Origin of the sequence: Pseudomonas sp. TWI929, assembly GCF_039673335.1 — a bacterium.
Lineage (GTDB): Bacteria > Pseudomonadota > Gammaproteobacteria > Pseudomonadales > Pseudomonadaceae > Aquipseudomonas.
In genome coordinates this window covers 1-22,826 of the sequence record NZ_JBDJLK010000039.1, presented here as the reverse complement: position 1 = coordinate 22,826, position 22,826 = coordinate 1, and the positions used below count along the sequence as shown (strand labels likewise).

The window sequence follows — 22,826 nt, the reverse complement described above, 5'->3', positions numbered from 1 at the left end:
CCGCGCATGGGCTCATGCACCGCCGCTGCCGGTGCCGCTGCCTTTCTCGGTTTTTTCCAGGCGTTCGAGCACTTTGCTGGTGATGGCGATGCATTCCTTGGTGTCGCCCGAGGCCTGGGCAGCCTTGGCTTTGTCGACGTGCTCGGTGATGGCCTTGTCCAGGCCCTCGGAGGTGGCGCCGGCGGTGGCCATGCTGTCGTCGATCTTTTGCAGGTTGGTGGTGCACAGGTCTTCGGCGGCAAACACCGGCGAAGCCAGCAGGGTGGCGGCCGCGAACAGGGCCGAAAGCGCGGTACCTTTCATGGAAGTCTCCTTCTGGGCCTCTGGAAGGTGGGCCTGTAGGGTGGACTGTGGCAATTTCGCGAGGGTTCAATCTTTGCGGCTGTAGGCAAATTCTGAACCTGAAACTAAATGCTTCGGGTGGGAATGGATTAGGAATTATCCTACCGCCGCCGCAGCCGTTTCTCTGTTGTCGATGATGAGTGCAGGGGCTAATTGCCTTGGGTCGCCTTGGTTTGGCGACCGGGGGTGAGAGCCCGGCAATTCATCGTGCCTTTGTTATGGCAGCCGTATGTGGGCAGGCTTCGGCCTGGCCGGAATTCCGATGATCGCCGGTCTCTCACCCCACCTACGGCTGCCGCCTCCTTCTGTGAGAGGAAGAAGGTGATAGCTCCGCTTTTTGATATCGGAGAATCACCATGAAGAAAATTGTTCCTGATCCACCCGCCAAAACCACTCCTCGCCCGTTCTACACCATCGATAGCGCAGTGCCTTCGCATGAGGCGTTGTTGCATGCCATACAGCTGATGCGCGGCATTGAAGACACCCTGGATGAATACATTTGTGGCAATGCCGGTGAGCCGGGAATCGGCATGCTGGTGAATTCGGTGCACAACGTGCAGATGAGCAGGGCGTTGGCTGAGTTGGTGCTGGGTCGCGCGCCTTGAGCAGCGTAGGAAGTCCAGTGGGGGATGGCACCGGCTTTGCCGGTGTTCGCGGGTGAGCCCGCTCCTACAGGGAGCGTGTCAGGCCCAGGGCATGCGCTAGGCCTGTGCCAGCCATCGCGTCGCCTGTTTCCACAGGTACTGTGCTCGCTTCGAGTTGACGCTGTGCCTGTGGGAGCGGCCTTGTGTCGCGAAAGGGCTGCACAGCAGCCCCGGGATATCAGCGTCGATGCAAAAATCGTGGGGCCGCTTTGCGGCCCGATCGCGACGCAAGGCCGATCCTACAGGGGGATCGCGTCAGCTTGTTAGATACTGCGTGGCCGGGTGACGCGGTCTACCAGGTAGACCAGGCCGTGGTAGTCGATGCCGCTGTGGCTCGACAGGCCGATCTCGCAGGTGCGGCTGGTGGAGATGCCTTCGCTGCAATATTGCACCGCGTCTTTCAGGCTGCGCAGCGAGTGGGCATTCAGCTCGGGGGTGGTGAAGCCTTTGTCACCGGCAAAGCCGCAGCAGTGAATGCCTTCCGGGATCACCACCTGCTTGCTGCAACGCCGCGCGAGGTCGATCAAGGCCTGGCTCTCGCCCAGGTGCTGGGTGCTGCAGGTCACGTGTACAGCCACCGGCTCGTCCTGGGGGGTGAACTCCAGGCGGTCGACAAGATATGTGCGGATGAAGCGCACCGGGTCATACAGGTCCAGCCGGGTGTCGCCCAGTTCTTGCACCAGGCGCAGGGTGCAGGGGCTGGTGTCGCAGTAGATCGGGTCAAGGCCGCCGCGGCTGGCGTGCAGCAGGGCGTTGATCAGTTCCTGGCGTTTGTGTTCAGCCTGCTCGGGGTAGCCCTTGGAGGCGAATGGCTGGCCGCAGCACAGGCTGTCGGGGTTGTCGGGGAACACCACCTGGTAACCGGCCTTTTCCAGCAGGGCGCGGGTCTTGTCCAGCAGCGAGCTTTGCTCGCGGTCGGCAAAGGCTGGGCCCATCACCCGCGATACGCAGGCGGCCAGGTACACCACGCGGGGCCGGGTGTCGTTGCTGGCCGGGCCTAAGGCCAGGGGACGCAGCGGCTGTGGCATGGCCGGGGTCCACTGCGGCAGGCGGCCGTTGCTGGCTTTGCTCAACGAGGCGCTCAGGCGGCCCAGGCGCGGGGCGCCGAGCAGCTTGCGTGCGGTGTTGGCGGCGGTCAGGGTCAGGCGGGCGCCGCTCAGGGCGGTGTGGAAGTGTTCGGCCAGCCAGTTGGCGGCCTTGCCGTGGTCGGCGGCCTGGCTGCGCAGTTTCTTTACCAGCTCGCCGGTGTTGATGCCGACCGGGCAGCGCTGGGCGCACAGGCCGGTAGCGGCGCAGGTGTCGATGCCCTGGTACTGGTAGGTCTGCATCAGTTCGCGGGTGTCGATGCCGGCGCGCTGTTTGGCCTGGATATCACGCCACATGACAATGCGCTGGCGCGGGCTGAGGGTCAGGCCCTTGGATGGGCACACCGGTTCGCAGAAGCCGCATTCTATGCACTTGTCGACGATTTCGTCGGCGGCCGGCAGCGGCTTGAGGTTTTTCAGGTGGATATCCGGGTCTTCACTCAGCACCACGTCGGGGTTGAGGATGCCGTTGGGGTCGAGCAGGCGCTTGAGGCTCCACATCAGCTGGTAGGCGTCATGGCCCCATTCCAGCTCCACGAACGGTGCCATGTTGCGCCCGGTACCGTGCTCGGCCTTGAGCGAACCGCCGAACTCCACGGCCACCAGCTGCGCCACGTCGTCCATGAACGCCTGGTAACGGGCGACTTCCTCAGCGCTGTTGAAGCCCTGGGTGAAGACGAAGTGCAGGTTGCCTTCCAGCGCGTGGCCAAAAATGATCGCTTCGTCGTAGCGGTGCTTGTCGAACAGCTGGATCAGGCGGTTGACGCCTTCGGCCAGTTGCTCGATGGGGAAGGTCACGTCTTCGATGATCACCGTTGTGCCGGTCTGGCGCACGGCGCCGACAGCGGGGAAGGTGTCTTTGCGGATTTTCCACAGCTGGTTGTACACGGCCGGGTCTTCGCTGAAATCCACCTGCTGTTCCAGCGGGAAGTCGGCGATCGAGGCCATCACTTGCTGCAGTTGCTCGTGCAACAGGCTCTGGCTGGCGGCGCGGGACTCGATGAGCAGGGCACAGGCGTTGTCCGACAGGCCTTTTACCCACAACGGCATGCCGGGCATGTTCTGCACCGAGCGCAAGCTGCGGCGGTCGAGCAACTCTACGGCGGAAACCGGCTGGCGCTTGAGCACGGTCACTGCGCGGCAGCAGCTTTCGACGCTGGGGAACACCAGCAGGGCGCTGGCCTTGTGCGGGTGGTCGGGCACGGTGTCGTAGGTGACCGCGCTGATGAAACCCAGGGTGCCCTCAGAACCGACCAGCAAGTGCTGCAGGATATCCAGCGGCTGGTCGTAGTCCACCAGCGCGTTCAGCGACAGGCCGGTGGTGTTCTTCAGCCGGTACTTGTGCCGGATGCGCTCGGCCAATGCGGTGTTGGCGCGGGTCTCGCGGCCCAGGCGGGCGAGGGCTTCCAGCAGGTCGGCGTGGCTGCTTTCAAAGGCGGCGACGCTGGCTGGGTCTTCGCTGTCGAGGCGGGTGCCGTCGGCCAGCACCAGGCGCAGGCCGGCCAGGGTGTGGTAGGTGTTCTGTGCGGTGCCGCAGCACATGCCGCTGGCGTTGTTGGCGACGATGCCGCCGATCTTGCAGGCATTGATCGAGGCCGGGTCGGGGCCGATCTTGCGCCCGAAGGGGGCCAGCCAGGCGTTGGCCTGGGCGCCGATCACGCCGGGCTGAAGGCGGATCTGTTCGCCCTGGCCACGAATTTCGCGGCCATTCCAGTTGTCGCCGAGCACGATCAGCACCGAGTCACTGATAGCTTGGCCAGACAGGCTGGTGCCGGCGGCGCGGAAGGTGACCGGCACCCGCTCACGCTGGGCCAGTTTGATCAGGCCGACCACTTCGTCTTCAGACTCGACGCGCACCACCAGCTTGGGGATCAGCCGGTAGAAGCTGGCGTCGGTGCCGAAGGCCAGGGTGGAGGTGGGGTCGTCGAACCGGCGTTCGGCGGGGATCAGGCGCTCGGCATCACGCAGGAACGCGGCGGGCAGGCTCATGCAGTCTCCTCGCGGGGCTGTGGCATCTGCGTGCCACATGCCCCGGGTCTATCAGGCGGTCGTTCGTGCAGGCGGTCAGGCGCCCAGTTCGCGTACCAGCGAGTCGCGGGTGATTTCGCTGATGGTCTTGGCGCCGGTCAGCACCATGGCCACGCGCATTTCCTTCTCGAACAGCTCCAGCAGGTTCTTCACCCCGGCCTGGCCATGCACGGCAAGGGCGTAGAGGAAGGCGCGGCCGATCAGCACGGTGTCGGCGCCCAGGGCGATCATGCGCACAACATCGAGGCCGCTGCGGATGCCGGAGTCGGCGAGAATCTTCAAATCGCCTTTGACCGCGTCGGCAATCGCCGGCAGGGCGCGGGCGCTGGACAGCACACCGTCGAGCTGGCGGCCGCCGTGGTTGGACACCACGATACCGTCGGCGCCGAACTTGACCGCATCGCGGGCGTCATCGGCATCGAGGATGCCTTTGATGATCATCGGGCCGTCCCAGAACTCGCGGATCCACTCCAGGTCCTTCCACGAGATCGACGGGTCGAAGTTGTTGCCCAGCCAGCCGATGTAGTCGGCAAGGCCGGTGGGGTTGCCGCGGTATTTGGAGATGTTGCCCAGGTCGTGCGGGCGGCCCATCACCCCTACATCCCACGCCCACTCGGGGTGGGTCATGGCTTGCAGCACGCGGCGCAGCGGGCCGTTCTTGCCGCTCATGCCGGAGTGGGCGTCGCGGTAGCGGGCGCCGGGCACGGGCATGTCGACGGTGAACACCAGGGTCTTGACCCCGGCAGCCTTGGCCCGCTCCAGGGCGTTGCGCATGAAGCCGCGGTCCTTGAGCACATACAGCTGGAACCACATCGGCCGGTCGATGGCTGGCGCCACTTCTTCGATCGGGCACACCGACACCGTCGACATGGTGAACGGGATGCCATGGGCCGCCGCTGCGCGCGCCGCCTGCACTTCGCCACGGCGGGCATACATGCCGGTGAGGCCGACCGGGGCCAGGGCCACCGGCATGCTCAGGGTTTCGTTGAACAGTTTGGTCTCAAGGCTGAGCTCGGACATGTTGTTCAGCACGCGCTGGCGCAGGGCGATACCGGCCAGGTCGGAGACGTTGTGGCGCAGGGTGTGCTCGGCATAGGCGCCGCCATCGGCGTAGTGGAACAGGAAGGGAGGCAGCTTGCGTTGGGCCGCGGCGCGATAGTCGGTAGAGGCAGAAATGATCATGGATTCTCGCAGCGTTGCTTGTGGGGAGTGCCGGGCGCGCGTTGGCGCCCGGCCCCTTTCACTTTAGTGATGAACCAGCATGCCGGTCAGCCAGTAGGCCTGGATCAGGGTGATCAGGCCGACGATGGTGGCGAAGAACAAGCTGTGCTTGACGGTGAAGCGGAACAGGTCGGACTCCTTGCCGACCAGGCCGGTAGCGGCGCAGGCCACGGCGATCGACTGCGGCGAGATCATCTTGCCGGTCACGCCGCCGCTGGTGTTGGCCGCAACCAGCAGGGTGTCGTTGACCCCGATCTGGTGCGCGGTGGTGGCTTGCAGCGAGCTGAACAGGGCGTTGGACGAGGTGTCGGAACCGGTCAGGAACACGCCCAGCCAGCCGAGGAACGGCGAGAAGAACGGGAACGCGGCGCCGGTACCGGCCAGCACCAGGGCCATGGTCGAGGACATGCCCGAGTAGTTGGTGACGAAGGCGAAAGCCAGCACCATGCCGATCGACAGGATCGGCCAGCGCAGTTCCCAGAAGGTCTCTTTGAAAGTGGTCAGACCAGTTTTGAAGTTGATCTTCAGTACCGCCATGGAAATCAGCGCCGAGAGGAAGATCGCGGTGCCGGTGGCGGAGATCGGGTCGAGCTTGAACACTGCTGGCATGGCGGTTGGCGCGGCGACGATCGGTGCGGTCTTGATCACCAGTTGGTCAAGGTGCGGGATGGCGAAGTTGAACACGAAGTTGTACATCGCGCCGCCTGGGGCGAAGGCTGCCTTGAACGGTTTCAGGGTCCAGATGGTGACCAGCACGGTGAGGATCAGGAACGGCGACCAGGCCTTGAAGATCTCGCCGAAGCTATAGGGCGTTGGCTGGCTGCCGCTTGGCTGCACCACGGCAGCGCCGACGCTGCCTTTGGCTTCGCTGAACGAACGCTTGGGCTGCCAGACTTTCAGGAACAGGGTGAGGCAGATCAGGCTGGCCAGCGCCGAGGTGATGTCGGGCAGCTCTGGGCCGATAAAGTTCGAGGTGAAGTACTGGGTAACGGCAAAGCTCAGGCCGGCGACCAGGGCGGCAGGCCAGGTTTCCTTCACGCCACGCAGGCCGTCCATCATGAACACCAGCCAGAACGGCACGAACAGCGACAGCAGCGGCAGCTGGCGGCCGGTCATGGCGCCGATGTGGAAGGCGTCGATGCCGGTGACCTGGCCGGCCACGATGATCGGGATACCCAGGGCGCCGAAGGCCACGGGTGCGGTGTTGGCGATCAGGCACAGGCCGGCGGCGTACAGCGGGTTGAAGCCCAGGCCCACCAGCAGCGCGGCAGTGATTGCCACCGGTGCACCAAAGCCTGCCGCACCTTCCAGGAAGGCACCGAAGCAGAAGCCGATCAGCAGCACTTGCAGGCGCTGGTCGTCGGTAATCGACAGCACCGAGCTGCGGATCACTTCGAACTGGCCACTCTTGACCGTGAGTTTGTACAGGAACACCGCGGCAACGATGATCCAGGCAATTGGCCAGAGGCCGTAGAGGAAGCCGTAACCCGCAGCGGCGAACGCCATGTCGACAGGCATCTGGAAGGCGAAGATCGCCACCAGGATCGACAGTGCGAGGGTGATGCTGCCCGCCACGTGGCCTTTGAGGCGGAACACGGCGAGGGCCAGGAAGAAGAACACGATGGGGATGACCGCCGCCAGTGCGGACAGGCCAAGACTACCAAGCGGGCTATAGAGTTGTTGCCAGGTTTGCATATGGGGTGGCCCCTAATTGTTGTTGGTCAGGCACTGGCATTGGATAATTGGTAATACCAATTTACAATGGCTGGTCGCTAGGTTAAAAGCGCTGTCGTGGGTGTGTCAATTTGTCCTGCGCAAAACTTTGGTCGTGCGCCGATGAGCGGGCACCTGATGGGCTGGGAAAATCCTGTGCTGATGGGTGTTTGCGTGGCGTGAATCGGCGAGAATAGGCGCCCCCTGAAATTTGCCGGGGGTTTGTGGAGAGCATGTGATGGTTTTTGATCAGGTCCGCCAACGGCGCCTGTCCGATGACATTGTCGATCGGTTGGAAGCGATGATTCTGGAAGGCACGCTGACCTCGGGCCAGCGGCTGCCGGCCGAGCGCGTTCTTGCCGAGCAGTTTGGCGTGTCCCGCCCGTCACTGCGTGAGGCGATCCAGAAGCTGGTGGCCAAGGGGCTGCTGGTCAGCCGTCAGGGCGGGGGTAATTTTGTCGCCGAGTCGCTGGGTTCAACTTTCAGCGACCCGTTGTTGCAGTTGCTCGAGCACAGTGCCGAGGCGCAGCGAGACCTGCTCGAATTCCGCCATACCCTGGAGGCGTCCTGTGCCTACTATGCCGCCCAGCGCGCCACCGAGCCGGACCGCGCGCGGCTGAAGGCGGCGTTCGATGCGCTGCAAGACTGCTATTCCAGAGTTGATGAAGTGACCCGGGCAGAAGAGGGCGCGGCCGATGCGCGCTTCCATCTGGCGATTGCCGAGGCTAGCCACAATGCCGTGTTGCTGCACACCATTCGGGGTTTGTTCGACCTGCTCAAGCGCAACGTGGTGACCAACATCGGGGGCATGTATCAGCAGCGCAGCGAGACCCGGGACATGCTGATCAGCCAGCACCGGGAACTGTACCTGGCGATTGTCGAGGGCAGGGCGGAAGATGCGCGGGAGGTATCCAGCCGGCACATTCTGTATGTGCAGGAGGTGCTGGAAGAGGCGCACGAAGAAGCGCAGCGGGTGGCGCGGGCAGAGCGGCGCAACGGGCGCTAAGATCGGTGCTGGATTCTTCGCGGGTACGCCCGCTCCCACAGGATATGCGCCAGGCCTGAAGCAGGTGCAGTCCTGTGGGAGTGGGCGAGCCCGCGAAGAGGCCAGAACAGGCTAAAGAAGATCTAGTCTTCCTTGCCCTTGTTCCGCACGGCCCGCTGCAGCTCGCGGTTGGAATCGCGCTCGCGCATGGTGTCGCGCTTGTCGAATTCCTTCTTGCCCTTGCCCAGCGCGATTTCGCACTTGATCAGGTGCTTGCTCCAGTACAGCGCCAGGGCCACGCAGGTGTAGCCCTTTTGCGCCACGGCCGCTTCCAGGCGCTCGAGCTCGCGCTTGTTCAGCAGCAGCTTGCGGGTGCGGATGGGGTCGGCGATGACGTGGGTGCTGGCCGTGGTCAGCGGAGTGATGTGGCTGCCGAACAGCCAGGCTTCACCGTCCTTGAGCAGCACGTAGCTGTCGGTAAGGTGCGCCTTGCCGGCTCGCAGGCTTTTTACTTCCCAGCCGGACAGGACCAGCCCGGCCTCGAACTTGTGTTCGATGAAGTAATCGTGTCGCGCCTTTTTGTTCTGCGCGATGGTCCCGGTCGGATGTTTCTTTTGTTTAGCCATAGGGGCGGCATTATAGGCAACTCGGCGCGTCGTCCGCTATGGGATTTCGGTGTGCTTGAGCCACTGCAATGAATACCGGACAATACAGCCCCTGTCTTGCTGACAGAACCTGTTTTCGGCACGCTGCGAAGCGCCGCCACCCAGCCTTGGAAGTGACGCCTGGATGACTACCCATATTCAACGCTCCGCCCTGCTGCCATACCCCGCCCAGGCGCTCTACGATCTGGTCAACGATGTGGCCAGTTACCCTGAGTTTCTGCCTTGGTGCTCGGCCTCGACGGTGATCGAAGCCAGCGAAACGCACATGCGCGCCAAGCTCGAAGTGGCCAAGGGCGGCATGAGCCAGCAATTCGTTACGCGCAACGTGCTAGTGCCTGGGCAGTCCATCGAGATGAACCTCGAAGAAGGGCCGTTCACTCAGCTGCATGGTGTATGGGTGTTCAAGCCGCTAGGTGAAAAGGCCTGCAAGATCAGCCTGGACCTGTCCTTCGACTATGCCGGGCCAATTGTGCGCGCAACGTTGGGGCCGCTGTTCAACCAGGCGGCCAATACACTGGTCGATGCCTTCTGCCAGCGCGCCAAGCAACTGCATGTGTGACCGATAAAGCGGCAAAAAAAAGCCCGGACCATGTCCGGGCTTTTTTGTATCTGCTTGCCGATTACCGGGTTTCCAGCGGTGCTGGAGTCGGGACCGGGGTGGTCTCGATGGTGTCGATCTCGCGCTGGATGGACTCTTCGGTCGAACCAGGCTTGGCCGGTTTTTCCTCTGGTTGCGCGGCCGGCTGCTCGGTCTGGCCTGGTTCGGTGGCCGGGCTTACGGTGGTGTCGCTGCTGCCGCCGAGGATTTCCTGGTCGCGGCTGACACCTGGCATGAAGTCGCCCGACAGGCTAACCAGTTGATCACTTTCATTGAAGAAAATGCTCATGCGTTCTTGTTGGCGTTTGCCGCCACCAGGCTGCAGGCTGTACAGGTAATCCCAACGATTGGTGTTGAAGGTGTCCTGAATCAGCGGGTTGCCCATGATAAACCTTACTTGCCGTCGGGTCATTCCGGGGCGCAATTGGTCTATCATGTCTTGCGTAACGACATTGCCCTGCTGGATGTCGATTTTGTAAACCCCGGGAAACGAGCAACCGGCGAGTGCGAGCAGTCCCGCGAGGGCGAGGCTGTTTAGCAAGAGCTTGGTGTTTTGCATCGGTGGGCGACTTCCACTATCTTGGCTGGACAACGTAAACCCCGATCATACCCGTATTAAGAGAAGCTGCGAAGCAGCATCGGCGAGAAAGCTGACCATGGTTGAAAATAGCGAATTGCGCAAAGCCGGCCTCAAGGTGACCCTGCCTCGAGTCAAGATCCTTCAGATGCTCGACTCCACCGAGCAGCGTCACATGAGTGCCGAGGATGTCTACAAGGCGCTGATGGAAGCTGGAGAGGACGTTGGCCTGGCCACCGTCTATCGCGTACTGACCCAGTTCGAGGCTGCGGGTCTGGTGGTTCGCCACAACTTTGATGGCGGCCACGCGGTGTTCGAACTGGCCGATGGCGGTCACCACGACCATATGGTCAACGTGGATACCAGTGAAGTCATCGAGTTCATGGATGCCGAAATCGAAAGGCGTCAGCGCGAAATCGTGGCCGAGCATGGCTACGAGCTGGTGGACCACAATCTGGTCCTGTACGTGCGTAAGAAGAAGTAACGATTTTTTATCGTTATGAATAGCAAAGGCGACCTTCGGGTCGCCTTTGTGATTTCTGGGGGGGGCTGAGGGTGGTGTTGTCTGTGCCCGCGAATGGGCCTGAAAAACTGGGGATCAGGCCTTGCCGCTTACCACCATCTTGCGCGCATGCGCCAGGGATTCCTTGGTCAGGTCGATGCCGCCGAGCATGCGTGCCACTTCCTCGACCCGCTCACGCTTGCCCAGGCTGGCCACGGCGGTGTGGGTGGTGTCGCTGTTACGCACTTTGTGCACGAACAGGTGATGGTGCCCTTGCGCAGCCACTTGCGGCAGGTGGGTTACGGTCAGTACCTGGCCGCGCTCGCCCAGGCGGCGCAGCAGTTGGCCGACGATTTCGGCAGTAGGCCCGCCGATGCCCACGTCGACTTCGTCGAACACCAGGGTGGGGATGCGCGAGGTCTGTGCGGTAATCACCTGGATCGCCAGGCTGATTCGCGACAGTTCGCCGCCCGAAGCCACCTTCGCTAGGCCCTTGAGCGGTTGGCCAGGGTTGGCGCTGACCAGCAGTTCGATCTGCTCCAGGCCATGCGGCGACAGGTCTGCGCCCTGGTTGGGCGTCAGTTCGATGCAGAAGCGCCCGCCAGGCATGCCCAGGCGCTGGATTTCCTGCTCTACAGCGCTCGCCAGTTGATGCGCCGCTTGCTGGCGCAGGGCGCTGAGTTCACGGGCTTTTTCTTTATAGTGCAGGGCGAAGGCGGCAAGCTCTTCGCCCAGCCTCTCGATCGATTCGTCGCTAGCGTTCAGGCCTTCCAGCTCTTCCATCAACTGCTGCTGCAGGTGGGGCAGTTCGGTCGGGTGCACGCGGTGTTTGCGTGCCAGCGTATAGATAGTGTCGAGGCGTTCTTCCAGCGCCTGCAGGCGCATCGGGTCGGCGTCGAAATTGTCGAGGAAGCGGTTGAGCTCGCCCATGGCTTCTTCGACCTGGATCTGTGCGCTGGCGATCAGGTTGGCCGCTTCGCCCAGGGCCTTGGGTGAGTTGGTGGCGGCGCCCAGCCGGTTGAGGCTGGACGTGAGGGCGCTGAGCACATTGCCCGAATCGCTCTCGCTGCACTGGTCGATGACCTGGCGGCAGATGCCGAACAGCGCTTCGGCACTGGTCAGGTTCTTGTGTTCCTGTTCCAGCTGCTCCAGCTCGTGTTCGCCCAGGCCGAGGTTGTCCAGTTCTTCCAGCTGATAGCTGAGCAATTGGTGGCGGGCGCGCTGCTCGTCGCCGGAGTTGGACAGGCGCTCCAGCTCCAGGCGGGTCTGGTTCCAGCGTTTGGCTGCAAGCTGTACCTGGCGAGCCAGGTCGACGGCGCCGGCATATTCGTCGAGCAGGCGGCGGTGGGTGTCGGTCTTGAGTAGCGACTGGTGCTCGTGCTGGCTGTGGATATCGATCAGCAGTTCGCCCAGCGCCTTGAGGTCGCCAAGCGGGCAGGGCGTGCCGTTGATGTAGCCGCGGCTGCGGCCTTCGGCGGTGATCACCCGGCGCAGGAGGCACAGGCCATCGTTGTCCAGGTCGCGTTCGGCCAGCCAGGCATGCGCTTCGGGGATGTCCACCAGGTCGAAGGTGGCAAGGATGTCTGCCTTGTCGGTGCCTGGACGCACCACGCCACTGTCAGCCCGGTCGCCCAGGGCCAGGCCGAGGGCGTCGAGCATGATCGATTTGCCGGCACCGGTCTCACCAGTGATGACGGACATGCCGCGGGCGATTTCGAGGTCGAGGTGCTCGACGATGGCGTAGTTGTGAATGGACAGGTGCACCAGCATGGGGCGGCTCCCGAAAGTCATGTCTGGTTATTTATACAGTACTTTTTTCAGGCCTGCCAATGCCCCTTGGCAGATTCTGTTGCAGTCTGGAAAACCACCTTGCCCCTTGAAGCTGGTTTTTCCGGCCCCATATAGCCGACATCCAAGGCGAGCCTGGCTCGCAGTCCACAAAATTGCGCAGGAGAGACCCCATGGCTGACGAACAGCTGAACGAAAAAGACCTTAACGTTGAAGAAGCCGGTGCAGGCAATGCTGCTGACGCCCGTGTTCTGGAACTCGAGGAACAGCTGGCCGCTGCCAAGGACCAGGCGCTGCGCGCCGTTGCCGACGTGCAGAACGTGCGCCGTCGTGCCGAGCAGGATGTCGAGAAAGCCCACAAGTTCGCCCTGGAGAAGTTCTCCAGCGACCTGCTGCCGGTGATCGACAGCCTGGAACTGGCCCTGGCGCACTCCAGCGCCGAAGACCAGCACGTCAAGCAGATCCGCGAAGGCGTAGAGCTGACCCTGAAGATGTTCCAGGACACCCTCAAGCGCTACAACCTTGAAGCCGTCGACCCGCACGGCCAGCCGTTCAACCCTGAGCACCACCAGGCCATGGCCATGCAGGAGAACGCTGAGGTAGAACCGAACAGCGTGCTGAACGTATTCCAGAAGGGTTACCTGCTGAACGGCCGTCTGCTGCGCCCCGCCATGGTGGTGGTCAGCAAGGCGCCGAGTGCGGCGCAACCCTCGATTAATGAAAAGGCTTGAAATCCGTCGGGGCACCCCCATCTAGGTGTCAAGCCTTCAAGTATTACCGCAGTTGGCCAAAGTAGTCGCTGCTACCAAATTCAAGTTTCGGGAGAGTTAACATGGGCAAAATCATCGGTATCGACCTGGGGACCACCAACTCGTGCGTCTCCATTCTGGAAAACGGTAACGTCAAGGTCATCGAAAACGCCGAAGGTGCGCGTACTACCCCTTCGATCGTGGCCTACGCCAACGACGGCGAAATCCTGGTTGGCCAGTCGGCCAAGCGCCAGGCCGTCACCAACCCGCACAACACCCTGTTCGCGGTGAAGCGCCTGATCGGCCGCCGCTTCGAAGAGCAGGTCGTACAGAAAGACATCCAGCTGGTTCCGTACAAGATCGCCAAGGCCGACAACGGTGACGCCTGGGTCGAAGTCAACGGCCAGAAAATGGCTCCGCCGCAAATCAGCGCCGAAGTCCTGAAAAAAATGAAGAAAACCGCCGAAGACTACCTCGGCGAGCCGGTTACCGAAGCGGTCATCACCGTACCGGCGTACTTCAACGACAGCCAGCGCCAGGCTACCAAGGACGCCGGTCGCATCGCTGGCCTGGACGTAAAACGCATCATCAACGAACCGACCGCTGCTGCGCTGGCCTACGGCATGGACAAGGCCAAGGGCGACCACACTGTCATCGTTTATGACCTGGGTGGCGGTACCTTTGACGTGTCGGTCATCGAAATTGCCGAAGTCGACGGCGAGCACCAGTTCGAAGTACTGGCTACCAACGGCGACACCTTCCTGGGTGGCGAAGACTTCGACATGCTGCTGATCGACTACCTGGTCGAAGAGTTCAAGAAAGAAACCGGCATGAACCTGAAGGGCGATCCTCTGGCCATGCAGCGTCTGAAAGAAGCCGCTGAAAAAGCCAAGATCGAGCTGTCGTCCGCTCAGTCGACCGATGTCAACCTGCCGTACATCACTGCAGACGCTACCGGTCCTAAGCACCTGAACGTGAAAATCTCCCGCGCCAAGCTGGAGTCGCTGGTTGAAGAGCTGGTGCAGCGCACCATCGAGCCTTGCCGCATCGCCCTGAAAGATGCCGGCATCGACGCCAGCAAGATCGACGACGTGATCCTGGTCGGTGGCCAGACCCGTATGCCGCTGGTTCAGAAAACCGTTGCCGACTTCTTCGGTAAAGAAGCGCGCAAGGACGTCAACCCGGACGAAGCCGTGGCCATGGGTGCTGCTATCCAGGGTGCCGTTCTGGCCGGTGATGTCAAAGACGTACTGCTGCTGGACGTCAGCCCGCTGACCCTGGGTATCGAAACCATGGGTGGCGTGATGACCGCGCTGATCGAAAAGAACACCACCATCCCGACCAAGAAGTCGCAGGTGTTCTCGACTGCCGACGACAACCAGGGCGCCGTGACCATTCACGTGCTGCAGGGTGAGCGTAAGCAGGCTGCACAGAACAAGTCGCTGGGCAAGTTCGACCTGGCTGACATTCCGCCAGCGCCACGTGGTGTGCCACAGATCGAAGTAACCTTCGACATCGACGCCAACGGCATCCTGCACGTCAGCGCCAAAGACAAGGCCACTGGCAAGTCGCAGTCGATCGTGATCAAGGCCAACTCCGGCCTGTCGGACGAAGAAATCGAGCGCATGGTGCGTGACGCCGAGGCCAACGCCGAGGAAGACCGCAAGTTCGAAGAGCTGGCTGCTGCCCGTAACCAGGGTGACGCGCTGGTTCACTCGACTCGCAAGATGGTCGTTGACGCAGGTGACAAGGTTACCGCCGAAGAAAAAACCGCCATCGAGGCCGCCGTTGTTGCTTTGGAAGCCGCTGTCAAAGGCGACGACAAGGCCGCGATCGACGCCAAGGTCGAAGAGCTGTCCAAGGTCTCTGCCCCGGTTGCCCAGAAGATGTACGCCGAGCAGTCGGCCGAACAGCCTCAGGGTGGCGCGCAGCAGGCCGAGCCGGAAGCCAAGCACGATGACGTGGTTGACGCCGAGTTCGAAGAAGTGAAAGACAACAACAAGCAGTAATCCCTGCATGTTGTCGGCCAGTTCACCGCCGTTTGGCGGTGAGCTGGTAGGATGTCGCCGCGCGGGGGCTTGCTCCCGCGTTGGCGTATCTGGAATTCGAGAATTTTTACAGCATCTGTCAGCGACCCTTGGTGGGCAAAAGGCAGGTGTTGATGGCGTGGCGCAGATGCCAGACGCCCAACAAGGTGCAAATGACCTATGTCCAAGCGTGATTATTATGAGGTACTGGGTGTCGAGCGCGGCGCCAGCGAAGCAGACCTCAAAAAGGCTTACCGCCGCCTGGCGATGAAGTTCCACCCGGACCGCAACCCTGGCGACAAAGAGTCGGAAGACAAGTTCAAGGAGGCCAACGAGGCCTACGAAGTGCTGTCTGACGCGAGCAAGCGCGCGGCGTTCGACCAGTATGGTCATGCCGGCGTCGATCCGAGCATGGGTGGCGGTGGTGCTGGCTTCGGCGGCGCCAACTTCTCCGACATCTTCGGTGATGTGTTCAGTGACTTCTTTGGTGGTGGCCGCGGCGGCGGACGTGGCGGTGCCCAGCGTGGCAGTGATTTGCGCTACACCCTGGAACTGAACCTGGAAGAAGCGGTGCGTGGCACCACGGTCAGCATCCGCGTGCCCACCCTGGTCAACTGCCAGCCTTGCGACGGCTCTGGCGCCAAGAAGGGTTCTACCCCGTCGACCTGCCCGACCTGCGGTGGTATCGGCCAGGTGCGCATGCAGCAAGGCTTCTTCTCGGTGCAGCAGACCTGCCCACGCTGCCATGGCCAGGGCAAGATCATCACCGACCCTTGCAACTCCTGCCATGGCGAAGGCCGTGTCGAAGAATACAAGACGCTGTCGGTCAAGGTGCCGGCCGGTGTCGATACCGGCGACCGCATCCGCCTGTCGGGCGAGGGCGAAGCCGGGACCCATGGTGGCCCGACTGGCGACCTGTACGTGGTGATCAATGTGCGTGAGCACGAGATCTTCCAGCGCGATGGCAAGCACCTGTCCTGCGAAGTACCAATCAGCTACACCGATGCCGCCCTGGGTGGCGAGCTGGAAGTGCCGACCCTTGATGGTCGCGTGAAGCTGAAAATTCCGGAAGGCACCCAGACCGGCAAGCAGTTCCGCTTGCGTGGCAAAGGTGTGGCGCCGGTGCGTGGTGGTGGTGCGGGTGACCTGCTGTGCCGTGTGGCGGTGGAAACCCCGGTCAACCTCAGCCGCCGCCAGCGCGAGTTACTCGAAGAGCTGCGCAGTTCGCTGGAAGGCGACAGCTCCCACTCGCCCAAGGCCAGTGGCTGGTTCGATGGCGTGAAGCGCTTCTTCGGCGATCTCTGACAAGGAAAAGGCTATGCGACGTATTGCAGTGATGGGCGCGGCAGGGCGGATGGGCAAGACCCTTATCGAAGCTGTGCAGCAACAGCCGGGTGCCGGGCTGACGGCGGCGGTCGATCGCCCGGACAGCTCGCTGGTCGGTGCGGATGCAGGTGAGCTGGCGGCCCTGGGTCGTATTGGCGTGCTGCTGTCCGACGACTTGGCCAAGGTGGCTGACGAGTTCGATGTGTTGATCGACTTTACCCACCCGTCCGTGACCCTCAAGAACCTGGCGTTTTGTCGCAAGCACGGCAAGGCAATGGTTATCGGCACCACCGGTTTCACCGTCGAGGAAAAGCAGTTACTGGCCGAGGCGGGCAAGGACATTCCAATCGTGTTTGCCGCCAACTTCAGTGTTGGCGTCAACCTGAGCCTCAAGCTGCTGGACATGGCTGCGCGGGTGTTGGGCGATGATGTCGATATCGAGATCATCGAAGCGCACCACCGGCACAAGGTCGATGCGCCGTCGGGTACTGCGCTGCGCATGGGTGAAGTGGTTGCCAATGCGCTGGGCCGAGACCTCCAGGAAGTGGCCGTGTATGGCCGCGAAGGGCAAACCGGTGCGCGAGATCGCAAGACCATCGGGTTCGCAACTGTGCGTGCCGGTGATGTGGTGGGCGATCACACCGTATTGTTCGCTGCTGAAGGCGAGCGCCTGGAAATCACTCACAAGGCCTCCAGCCGCATGACCTTCGCCAAGGGCGCCGTGCGTGCGGCGCTGTGGCTGGATGGGCGTGAGCCTGGTCTGTACGACATGCAGGATGTGCTCGAACTGCGTTAAGCCGTGAGAGCGGTGTTGGCTTCTTCGCGGGCTTGCCCGCTCCCACAGGTATCGCACCGGTCTCGGGGCATGTGAGGCTCCTGTGGGGGCGGGCGAGCCCGCGAGGAAGCCAGCGCAGATGTCAGTCTGTCGCATTGATGTGTTTTAGAGACACATCTGCGGTAGACCGAAAAGGCACTTTTCTGTAAGCTACAGCTTTAGTGTGTCCACTAAAAGCGCGCAGCGAATTGAATTCAGCACATGAAAGCGGGGTGACGTGTCCATACGTCACTCCGCTTTTTTGCAACCTGCGATCGCCCTTTCATGCTTGATTTACGGGAGGTCTTCTTGACAAAGCCAGCCATACTCGCCCTTGCCGACGGCAGTATTTTCCGCGGTGAAGCTATCGGTGCCGACGGTCAGACCGTTGGTGAGGTGGTATTCAACACCGCTATGACCGGCTACCAGGAAATCCTTACAGACCCTTCCTACGCGCAGCAAATCGTTACCCTGACCTACCCGCACATCGGCAACACCGGTACCACCCCGGAAGATGCCGAGTCGAACCGTGTCTGGTCCGCTGGCCTGGTCATCCGTGACCTGCCGCTGCTGGCCAGCAACTGGCGTAACACCCAGTCGCTGCCTGAGTACCTCAAGGCCAACAACGTCGTTGCCATCGCCGGCATCGACACCCGTCGCCTGACCCGTATCCTGCGTGAAAAGGGCGCCCAGAACGGTTGCATCCTCGCCGGTGACAACATCAGCGAAGAAGCCGCCATCGCTGCTGCCCGCGGTTTCCCGGGCCTGAAGGGCATGGACCTGGCCAAGGTCGTTTCCACCAAGGAACGCTACGAGTGGCGTTCCAGCGTGTGGGAGCTGAAAACCGACAGCCACCCGACCATCGAAGCCGCCGACCTGCCGTACCACGTGGTTGCCTTCGACTACGGCGTCAAGCTGAACATCCTGCGCATGCTGGTAGCCCGTGGCTGCCGCGTGACCGTGGTGCCGGCCCAGACCCCGGCCAGCGAAGTGCTGGCACTCAACCCGGACGGCGTGTTCCTGTCCAACGGCCCTGGTGACCCCGAGCCTTGCGACTACGCCATCCAGGCGATCAAGGAAATCCTCGAAACCGAGATTCCGGTATTCGGCATCTGCCTCGGCCACCAACTGCTGGCCCTGGCTTCCGGCGCCAAGACCGTGAAAATGGGCCACGGCCACCACGGTGCCAACCACCCAGTCCAGGACCTGGACACCGGCGTGGTCATGATCACCAGCCAGAACCACGGCTTTGCCGTTGACGAAGCCACCCTGCCGGGCAACGTCCGCGCCATCCACAAGTCGCTGTTCGACGGCACCCTGCAGGGTATCGAGCGTACCGACAAGTGCGCGTTCAGCTTCCAGGGCCACCCTGAAGCGAGCCCAGGCCCGACCGACGTCGCGCCACTGTTCGATCGTTTCACCGATGCCATGGCCAAGCGCCGCTGAGCATCCTGCTTCAAGGCCCCGGGCCGGCACATGCCGCGCCCGGCAGCGCCTGACCCAGATTGTTCAAAGCGGCTTGCCGACTGACCCCGGATTTGAGTGACAACCATGCCAAAACGTACAGACATCAAAAGCATCCTGATTCTCGGCGCTGGCCCGATCGTGATCGGCCAGGCCTGCGAATTCGACTACTCCGGCGCCCAGGCCTGTAAAGCCCTGCGCGAGGAAGGTTTCCGCGTCATCCTGGTGAACTCCAACCCAGCCACCATCATGACCGACCCGGCCATGGCCGACGCCACCTACATCGAGCCGATCAAGTGGCAGTCGGTGGCCAAGATCATCGAAAAAGAGCGCCCGGACGCTGTCCTGCCGACCATGGGTGGCCAAACTGCACTGAACTGCGCACTGGACCTGGAGCGCCACGGCGTTCTGGAAAAGTTCGGCGTAGAGATGATCGGTGCCAACGCCGACACCATCGACAAGGCCGAAGACCGTTCGCGCTTCGACAAGGCCATGAAAGACATCGGCCTGGAGTGCCCACGCTCCGGTATCGCCCACAGCATGGAGGAGGCCAACGCGGTCCTCGAGAAGCTCGGCTTCCCATGCATCATTCGCCCGTCCTTCACCATGGGCGGCACTGGCGGCGGTATTGCCTACAACCGTGAAGAATTCGAAGAAATCTGCACCCGTGGTCTGGACCTGTCGCCGACCAAAGAGCTGCTGATCGACGAATCGCTGATCGGCTGGAAAGAGTACGAGATGGAAGTGGTCCGCGACAAAAAGGACAACTGCATCATCGTCTGCTCGATCGAAAACTTCGACCCGATGGGCGTGCACACTGGTGACTCGATCACCGTTGCTCCGGCGCAGACCCTGACCGACAAGGAATACCAGATCATGCGCAACGCCTCGCTGGCGGTGCTGCGTGAAATCGGTGTGGAAACCGGCGGTTCCAACGTGCAGTTCGGTATCTGCCCGAACACCGGTCGCATGGTCGTGATCGAGATGAACCCGCGCGTTTCGCGTTCGTCTGCCCTGGCTTCCAAGGCTACCGGCTTCCCGATCGCCAAGATCGCCGCCAAGCTGGCCATTGGTTACACCCTCGACGAACTGCAGAACGACATCACCGGCGGCCGCACCCCGGCGTCCTTCGAGCCGTCGATCGACTACGTGGTTACCAAGCTGCCGCGCTTCGCCTTCGAGAAATTCCCGAAAGCCGACGCCCGCCTGACCACCCAGATGAAATCCGTGGGTGAAGTCATGGCCATCGGCCGTACCTTCCAGGAATCCCTGCAGAAGGCCCTGCGCGGCCTGGAAGTGGGTGCCTGCGGCCTCGACCCGAAAGTCGACCTGGCCAGCCCGGAAGCCGCCAGCATCCTCAAGCGTGAGCTGACCGTACCGGGCGCCGAGCGTATCTGGTACGTCGCCGACGCCATGCGTTCGGGCATGACCTGCGAAGAAATCTTCAATCTGACCGGCATCGACATGTGGTTCCTGGTGCAGATGGAAGACCTGATCAAGGAAGAAGAGAAGGTCAAGACCCTGGCCCTGTCGGCGATCGACAAGGACTACATGCTGCGCCTCAAGCGCAAGGGCTTCTCGGACCAGCGCCTGGCCAAGCTGCTGGGCATCACCGACAAGAACCTGCGCCGTCACCGCCACAAGCTGGAAGTGTTCCCGGTGTACAAGCGCGTCGACACCTGCGCTGCCGAGTTCGCCACCGACACTGCCTACCTGTACTCCACCTACGAGGAAGAGTGCGAGGCCAACCCGTCCACCCGCGACAAGATCATGATCCTGGGTGGTGGCCCGAACCGTATCGGCCAAGGTATTGAGTTCGACTACTGCTGCGTACACGCCGCCCTGGCACTGCGTGAAGACGGTTACGAGACCATCATGGTCAACTGCAACCCGGAAACCGTCTCCACCGACTACGACACCTCCGACCGCCTGTACTTCGAGCCGCTGACCCTGGAAGACGTGCTGGAAGTGTGCCGCGTCGAGAAGCCGAAAGGCGTCATCGTGCACTACGGCGGCCAGACCCCGCTGAAACTGGCTCGCGCCCTGGAAGAGGCCGGCGTACCGATCATCGGTACCAGCCCGGACGCCATCGACCGTGCCGAAGACCGTGAGCGCTTCCAGCAGATGGTTCAGCGCCTGAACCTGCTGCAGCCGCCAAACGCTACTGTGCGCAGCGAAGAAGAAGCCATCCGCGCTGCTGGCGGCATCGGTTACCCGCTGGTCGTGCGCCCGTCCTATGTACTGGGCGGCCGTGCCATGGAAATCGTCTACGAGCTGGACGAGCTCAAGCGCTACCTGCGTGAAGCGGTACAGGTTTCCAACGACAGCCCGGTGCTGCTCGACCACTTCCTCAACTGCGCCATCGAAATGGACGTGGATGCGGTGTGCGACGGTACCGACGTGGTCATCGGCGCCATCATGCAGCACATTGAGCAGGCCGGCGTTCACTCCGGTGACTCGGCGTGCTCGCTGCCACCTTACTCGCTGAGCAAGGAAGTGCAGGACGAAGTCCGCGTTCAGGTCAAGAAAATGGCCCTGGAGCTGGGCGTGGTCGGCCTGATGAACGTGCAGCTGGCCCTGCAAGGCGACAAGATCTACGTGATCGAAGTCAACCCGCGTGCTTCGCGTACCGTGCCGTTCGTGTCCAAGTGCATCGGCACTTCCCTGGCAATGATCGCGGCCCGCGTCATGGCTGGCAAAACTCTGAAAGAGCTGGGCTTCACCCAGGAAATCATCCCGAACTTCTACAGCGTCAAGGAAGCCGTCTTCCCGTTCGCCAAGTTCCCAGGGGTTGACCCGATCCTCGGCCCTGAGATGAAATCGACCGGTGAGGTCATGGGTGTCGGTGACAGCTTCGGTGAAGCCTTCGCCAAGGCCCAGATGGGTGCCAGCGAAGTGCTGCCGACCGGCGGTACCGCGTTCATCAGCGTGCGTGACGATGACAAGCCACAAGTGGCTGGCGTTGCTCGCGACCTGATCGCCTTGGGCTTCGAAGTGGTTGCTACTGCCGGCACCGCCAAGGTTATCGAAGCGGCTGGCCTGAAAGTGCGCCGTGTGAACAAAGTGACCGAAGGTCGCCCACACGTGGTCGACATGATCAAGAACGACGAAGTGTCGCTGATCATCAACACCACCGAAGGCCGCCAGTCGATCGCTGATTCCTACTCGATTCGTCGCAATGCGCTGCAGCACAAGATTTACTGCACCACTACCATTGCGGCCGGTGAAGCCATCTGCGAAGCGCTGAAGTTTGGTCCTGAAAAGACCGTTCGTCGCTTGCAAGATCTGCATGCAGGACTCAAAGCATGAGCATTACCAAGTACCCGATGACCGTCCAGGGCGCCCGCGCCCTGGAAGAGGAGCACCTGTTCCTGAGCAAGACCGAGCGCCCACGCCTGAGCCAGGCGATCGGTGAAGCGCGTGAGCTGGGTGACCTCAAGGAAAACGCCGAATACCATGCCGCCCGTGAGGAGCAGGGCATGGTCGAGGCGCGTATCCGCGATATCGAAGGCCGTCTGCAGAACTCGGTGGTGATCGACGTCACCACCATCGCCCACACCGGCAAGGTGATTTTCGGCACCACCGTGGTGCTGGCCAACACCGAAACCGATGAGGAAGTGACCTACCAGATCGTCGGCGAAGATGAAGCTGACGTGAAACAGGGCAAGCTTTCGAGCGGAGCACCGATCGCCCGTGCCATCATTGGCAAGGAAGAAGGTGACACCGTGGTGGTGAAGACGCCAAGCGGTACGGTCGAGTACGAGATTGTCGAAGTCAAACACATCTGACCGGCGCCTGCGGGCGCCATCCCTCGAGGGGATCCTCTGGCAGCTGGCCCAGGTTTTCTGGGTCGGTGGCTTGTGGGTGTTTCACGTGGGGCTGGTGCCTGCGCTCAAGGTCAGTGGCCTGGCGCCGCTGCTGGTGCAGGATATCGCCGGGCAGATCGACCGCTGGTTGATCGGCGTGGCGTTGCTTGGTTTGTTGACCCAGCTGGCAGTGCTGGCGAGGGTGGACGGCCTGACGGCCTGGTGGCGGCAGTTCCGGGGCCAGATGCTGTTGCTCGGCTTCGGTGCCTGCGTGGGGTATTACACCTTGCGCTACGGTATTTCCGTGGGCGAGCGCTGGCAGATGTTCTGCTTCCTGGTGTTGGGCTTTTCCGGCATCGTGCTGGTGGCCCAGCCGGTGCCGGTCAAGGCCCGGCGCTAGCCCAGACTGCCGCGGCCCCTTGTAGGAGCGGCCTTGTGTCGCGATGGGCTGCGAAGCAGCCCCCAGATATCAGCTTAACTACAGATATTGCC

Annotated in this window: 19 protein-coding genes; 12 read left to right on the top strand and 7 right to left on the bottom strand. The window is 62.2% G+C overall.

All coding sequences use genetic code 11. The features are described 5' to 3' along the window. Window positions 1-12: 12 nt before the first annotated feature. Complete coding sequence (locus ABE456_RS16820; protein WP_012274266.1) at window positions 13-303, bottom strand: hypothetical protein; 291 nt, start codon at window positions 301-303, stop codon at window positions 13-15. A 395-nt stretch (window positions 304-698) separates the two neighbouring features. On the opposite strand from ABE456_RS16820, the gene ABE456_RS16815 reads away from it, so the two are divergent. Continuing rightward, a complete protein-coding gene (locus ABE456_RS16815) occupies window positions 699-947 on the top strand; it encodes a hypothetical protein (RefSeq protein WP_346644915.1) in 249 nt (82 codons plus the stop codon). Between the two features lie 302 nt (window positions 948-1,249). Here the strand turns inward: ABE456_RS16815 and ABE456_RS16810 are convergent, their stop codons facing one another. The 3 genes from ABE456_RS16810 to ABE456_RS16800 all read right to left on the bottom strand — a co-directional run bounded on the left by ABE456_RS16810 (window position 1,250) and on the right by ABE456_RS16800 (window position 7,015). Then, a complete protein-coding gene (locus ABE456_RS16810; protein WP_346644914.1) occupies window positions 1,250-4,060 on the bottom strand; it encodes an FAD-binding and (Fe-S)-binding domain-containing protein in 2,811 nt (936 codons plus the stop codon). A gap of 75 nt (window positions 4,061-4,135) precedes the next feature. After that, window positions 4,136-5,281, bottom strand: a complete 1,146-nt coding sequence (gene lldD, locus ABE456_RS16805; protein ID WP_346644913.1) for an FMN-dependent L-lactate dehydrogenase LldD — start codon at window positions 5,279-5,281, stop codon at window positions 4,136-4,138. A gap of 63 nt (window positions 5,282-5,344) precedes the next feature. After that, window positions 5,345-7,015, bottom strand: a complete 1,671-nt coding sequence (locus ABE456_RS16800; RefSeq protein ID WP_346644912.1) for a lactate permease LctP family transporter — start codon at window positions 7,013-7,015, stop codon at window positions 5,345-5,347. Window positions 7,016-7,271: 256 nt separating this feature from the next. Here ABE456_RS16800 and ABE456_RS16795 point away from each other — a divergent pair, with 256 nt between their 5' ends. Further along, window positions 7,272-8,039 (top strand): FCD domain-containing protein, encoded by a 768-nt coding sequence (locus tag ABE456_RS16795; protein ID WP_346644911.1) that lies wholly within the window; start codon window positions 7,272-7,274, stop codon window positions 8,037-8,039. 122 nt (window positions 8,040-8,161) lie between these two features. On the opposite strand, the gene smpB is transcribed toward ABE456_RS16795, so the two are convergent. Next, entirely contained in the window at window positions 8,162-8,644 is a 483-nt protein-coding gene (gene smpB / locus ABE456_RS16790; protein ID WP_012274261.1) for an SsrA-binding protein SmpB, read from the bottom strand. 163 nt (window positions 8,645-8,807) lie between these two features. On the opposite strand from smpB, the gene ABE456_RS16785 reads away from it, so the two are divergent. Further along, window positions 8,808-9,242: a type II toxin-antitoxin system RatA family toxin gene (locus ABE456_RS16785; protein ID WP_346644910.1), complete on the top strand. Its 435-nt coding sequence runs from the start codon at window positions 8,808-8,810 to the stop codon at window positions 9,240-9,242. Between the two features lie 61 nt (window positions 9,243-9,303). Here ABE456_RS16785 and bamE read toward each other — a convergent pair whose 3' ends face one another. After that, the gene (bamE, locus tag ABE456_RS16780) at window positions 9,304-9,840 is read right to left on the bottom strand and encodes an outer membrane protein assembly factor BamE (RefSeq protein WP_346644909.1); all 537 of its coding nucleotides are present in this window, start codon (window positions 9,838-9,840) and stop codon (window positions 9,304-9,306) included. Window positions 9,841-9,937: 97 nt separating this feature from the next. Between bamE and fur the strand changes: the two genes are divergently transcribed. Further along, window positions 9,938-10,342 carry a ferric iron uptake transcriptional regulator gene (fur, locus tag ABE456_RS16775; protein WP_275636900.1) on the top strand — a complete coding sequence of 135 codons (405 nt, stop codon included), beginning with the start codon at window positions 9,938-9,940 and terminating at the stop codon, window positions 10,340-10,342. A 114-nt stretch (window positions 10,343-10,456) separates the two neighbouring features. Here fur and recN read toward each other — a convergent pair whose 3' ends face one another. Beyond that, on the bottom strand, window positions 10,457-12,130 hold the full coding sequence (recN, locus tag ABE456_RS16770; RefSeq protein WP_346644908.1) for a DNA repair protein RecN: 1,674 nt from the start codon (window positions 12,128-12,130) through the stop codon (window positions 10,457-10,459). Between the two features lie 191 nt (window positions 12,131-12,321). Here recN and grpE point away from each other — a divergent pair, with 191 nt between their 5' ends. The 8 genes from grpE (at window position 12,322) to ABE456_RS16730 (ending at window position 22,734) form a co-directional block, all read left to right on the top strand. After that, window positions 12,322-12,879, top strand: a complete 558-nt coding sequence (gene grpE, locus ABE456_RS16765) for a nucleotide exchange factor GrpE (protein ID WP_346644907.1) — start codon at window positions 12,322-12,324, stop codon at window positions 12,877-12,879. Window positions 12,880-12,980: 101 nt separating this feature from the next. Beyond that, window positions 12,981-14,906: a molecular chaperone DnaK gene (gene dnaK / locus ABE456_RS16760; RefSeq protein ID WP_346644906.1), complete on the top strand. Its 1,926-nt coding sequence runs from the start codon at window positions 12,981-12,983 to the stop codon at window positions 14,904-14,906. Between the two features lie 198 nt (window positions 14,907-15,104). Continuing rightward, a complete protein-coding gene (dnaJ, locus tag ABE456_RS16755; RefSeq protein ID WP_346644905.1) occupies window positions 15,105-16,229 on the top strand; it encodes a molecular chaperone DnaJ in 1,125 nt (374 codons plus the stop codon). A gap of 13 nt (window positions 16,230-16,242) precedes the next feature. Next, window positions 16,243-17,046, top strand: coding sequence for a 4-hydroxy-tetrahydrodipicolinate reductase (dapB, locus tag ABE456_RS16750; protein WP_346644904.1), 804 nt, complete (start codon window positions 16,243-16,245; stop codon window positions 17,044-17,046). 327 nt (window positions 17,047-17,373) lie between these two features. Further along, the gene (carA, locus tag ABE456_RS16745; protein ID WP_346644903.1) at window positions 17,374-18,510 is read left to right on the top strand and encodes a glutamine-hydrolyzing carbamoyl-phosphate synthase small subunit; all 1,137 of its coding nucleotides are present in this window, start codon (window positions 17,374-17,376) and stop codon (window positions 18,508-18,510) included. A gap of 105 nt (window positions 18,511-18,615) precedes the next feature. After that, a complete protein-coding gene (gene carB / locus ABE456_RS16740; RefSeq protein ID WP_346644902.1) occupies window positions 18,616-21,837 on the top strand; it encodes a carbamoyl-phosphate synthase large subunit in 3,222 nt (1,073 codons plus the stop codon). Then, window positions 21,834-22,316, top strand: a complete 483-nt coding sequence (gene greA / locus ABE456_RS16735) for a transcription elongation factor GreA (RefSeq protein ID WP_011532131.1) — start codon at window positions 21,834-21,836, stop codon at window positions 22,314-22,316. The genes carB and greA overlap by 4 nt, the downstream gene beginning before the upstream one ends. Then, complete coding sequence (locus ABE456_RS16730; RefSeq protein ID WP_346644901.1) at window positions 22,294-22,734, top strand: MFS transporter; 441 nt, start codon at window positions 22,294-22,296, stop codon at window positions 22,732-22,734. Before greA ends, ABE456_RS16730 begins: the two co-directional genes overlap by 23 nt. The last annotated feature ends 92 nt before the right edge of the window (window positions 22,735-22,826 follow it).

What these genes read in the sequence shown, in the direction of transcription:
- ABE456_RS16820 (WP_012274266.1), bottom strand. Translation starts at nt 303, where the DNA reads ATGAAAGGTACCGCGCTTTCGGCCCTGTTCGCGGCCGCCACCCTGCTG.
- ABE456_RS16815 (WP_346644915.1), top strand. Translation starts at nt 699, where the DNA reads ATGAAGAAAATTGTTCCTGATCCACCCGCCAAAACCACTCCTCGCCCG.
- ABE456_RS16810 (WP_346644914.1), bottom strand. Translation starts at nt 4,060, where the DNA reads ATGAGCCTGCCCGCCGCGTTCCTGCGTGATGCCGAGCGCCTGATCCCC.
- lldD (WP_346644913.1), bottom strand. Translation starts at nt 5,281, where the DNA reads ATGATCATTTCTGCCTCTACCGACTATCGCGCCGCGGCCCAACGCAAG.
- ABE456_RS16800 (WP_346644912.1), bottom strand. Translation starts at nt 7,015, where the DNA reads ATGCAAACCTGGCAACAACTCTATAGCCCGCTTGGTAGTCTTGGCCTG.
- ABE456_RS16795 (WP_346644911.1), top strand. Translation starts at nt 7,272, where the DNA reads ATGGTTTTTGATCAGGTCCGCCAACGGCGCCTGTCCGATGACATTGTC.
- smpB (WP_012274261.1), bottom strand. Translation starts at nt 8,644, where the DNA reads ATGGCTAAACAAAAGAAACATCCGACCGGGACCATCGCGCAGAACAAA.
- ABE456_RS16785 (WP_346644910.1), top strand. Translation starts at nt 8,808, where the DNA reads ATGACTACCCATATTCAACGCTCCGCCCTGCTGCCATACCCCGCCCAG.
- bamE (WP_346644909.1), bottom strand. Translation starts at nt 9,840, where the DNA reads ATGCAAAACACCAAGCTCTTGCTAAACAGCCTCGCCCTCGCGGGACTG.
- fur (WP_275636900.1), top strand. Translation starts at nt 9,938, where the DNA reads ATGGTTGAAAATAGCGAATTGCGCAAAGCCGGCCTCAAGGTGACCCTG.
- recN (WP_346644908.1), bottom strand. Translation starts at nt 12,130, where the DNA reads ATGCTGGTGCACCTGTCCATTCACAACTACGCCATCGTCGAGCACCTC.
- grpE (WP_346644907.1), top strand. Translation starts at nt 12,322, where the DNA reads ATGGCTGACGAACAGCTGAACGAAAAAGACCTTAACGTTGAAGAAGCC.
- dnaK (WP_346644906.1), top strand. Translation starts at nt 12,981, where the DNA reads ATGGGCAAAATCATCGGTATCGACCTGGGGACCACCAACTCGTGCGTC.
- dnaJ (WP_346644905.1), top strand. Translation starts at nt 15,105, where the DNA reads ATGTCCAAGCGTGATTATTATGAGGTACTGGGTGTCGAGCGCGGCGCC.
- dapB (WP_346644904.1), top strand. Translation starts at nt 16,243, where the DNA reads ATGCGACGTATTGCAGTGATGGGCGCGGCAGGGCGGATGGGCAAGACC.
- carB (WP_346644902.1), top strand. Translation starts at nt 18,616, where the DNA reads ATGCCAAAACGTACAGACATCAAAAGCATCCTGATTCTCGGCGCTGGC.
- greA (WP_011532131.1), top strand. Translation starts at nt 21,834, where the DNA reads ATGAGCATTACCAAGTACCCGATGACCGTCCAGGGCGCCCGCGCCCTG.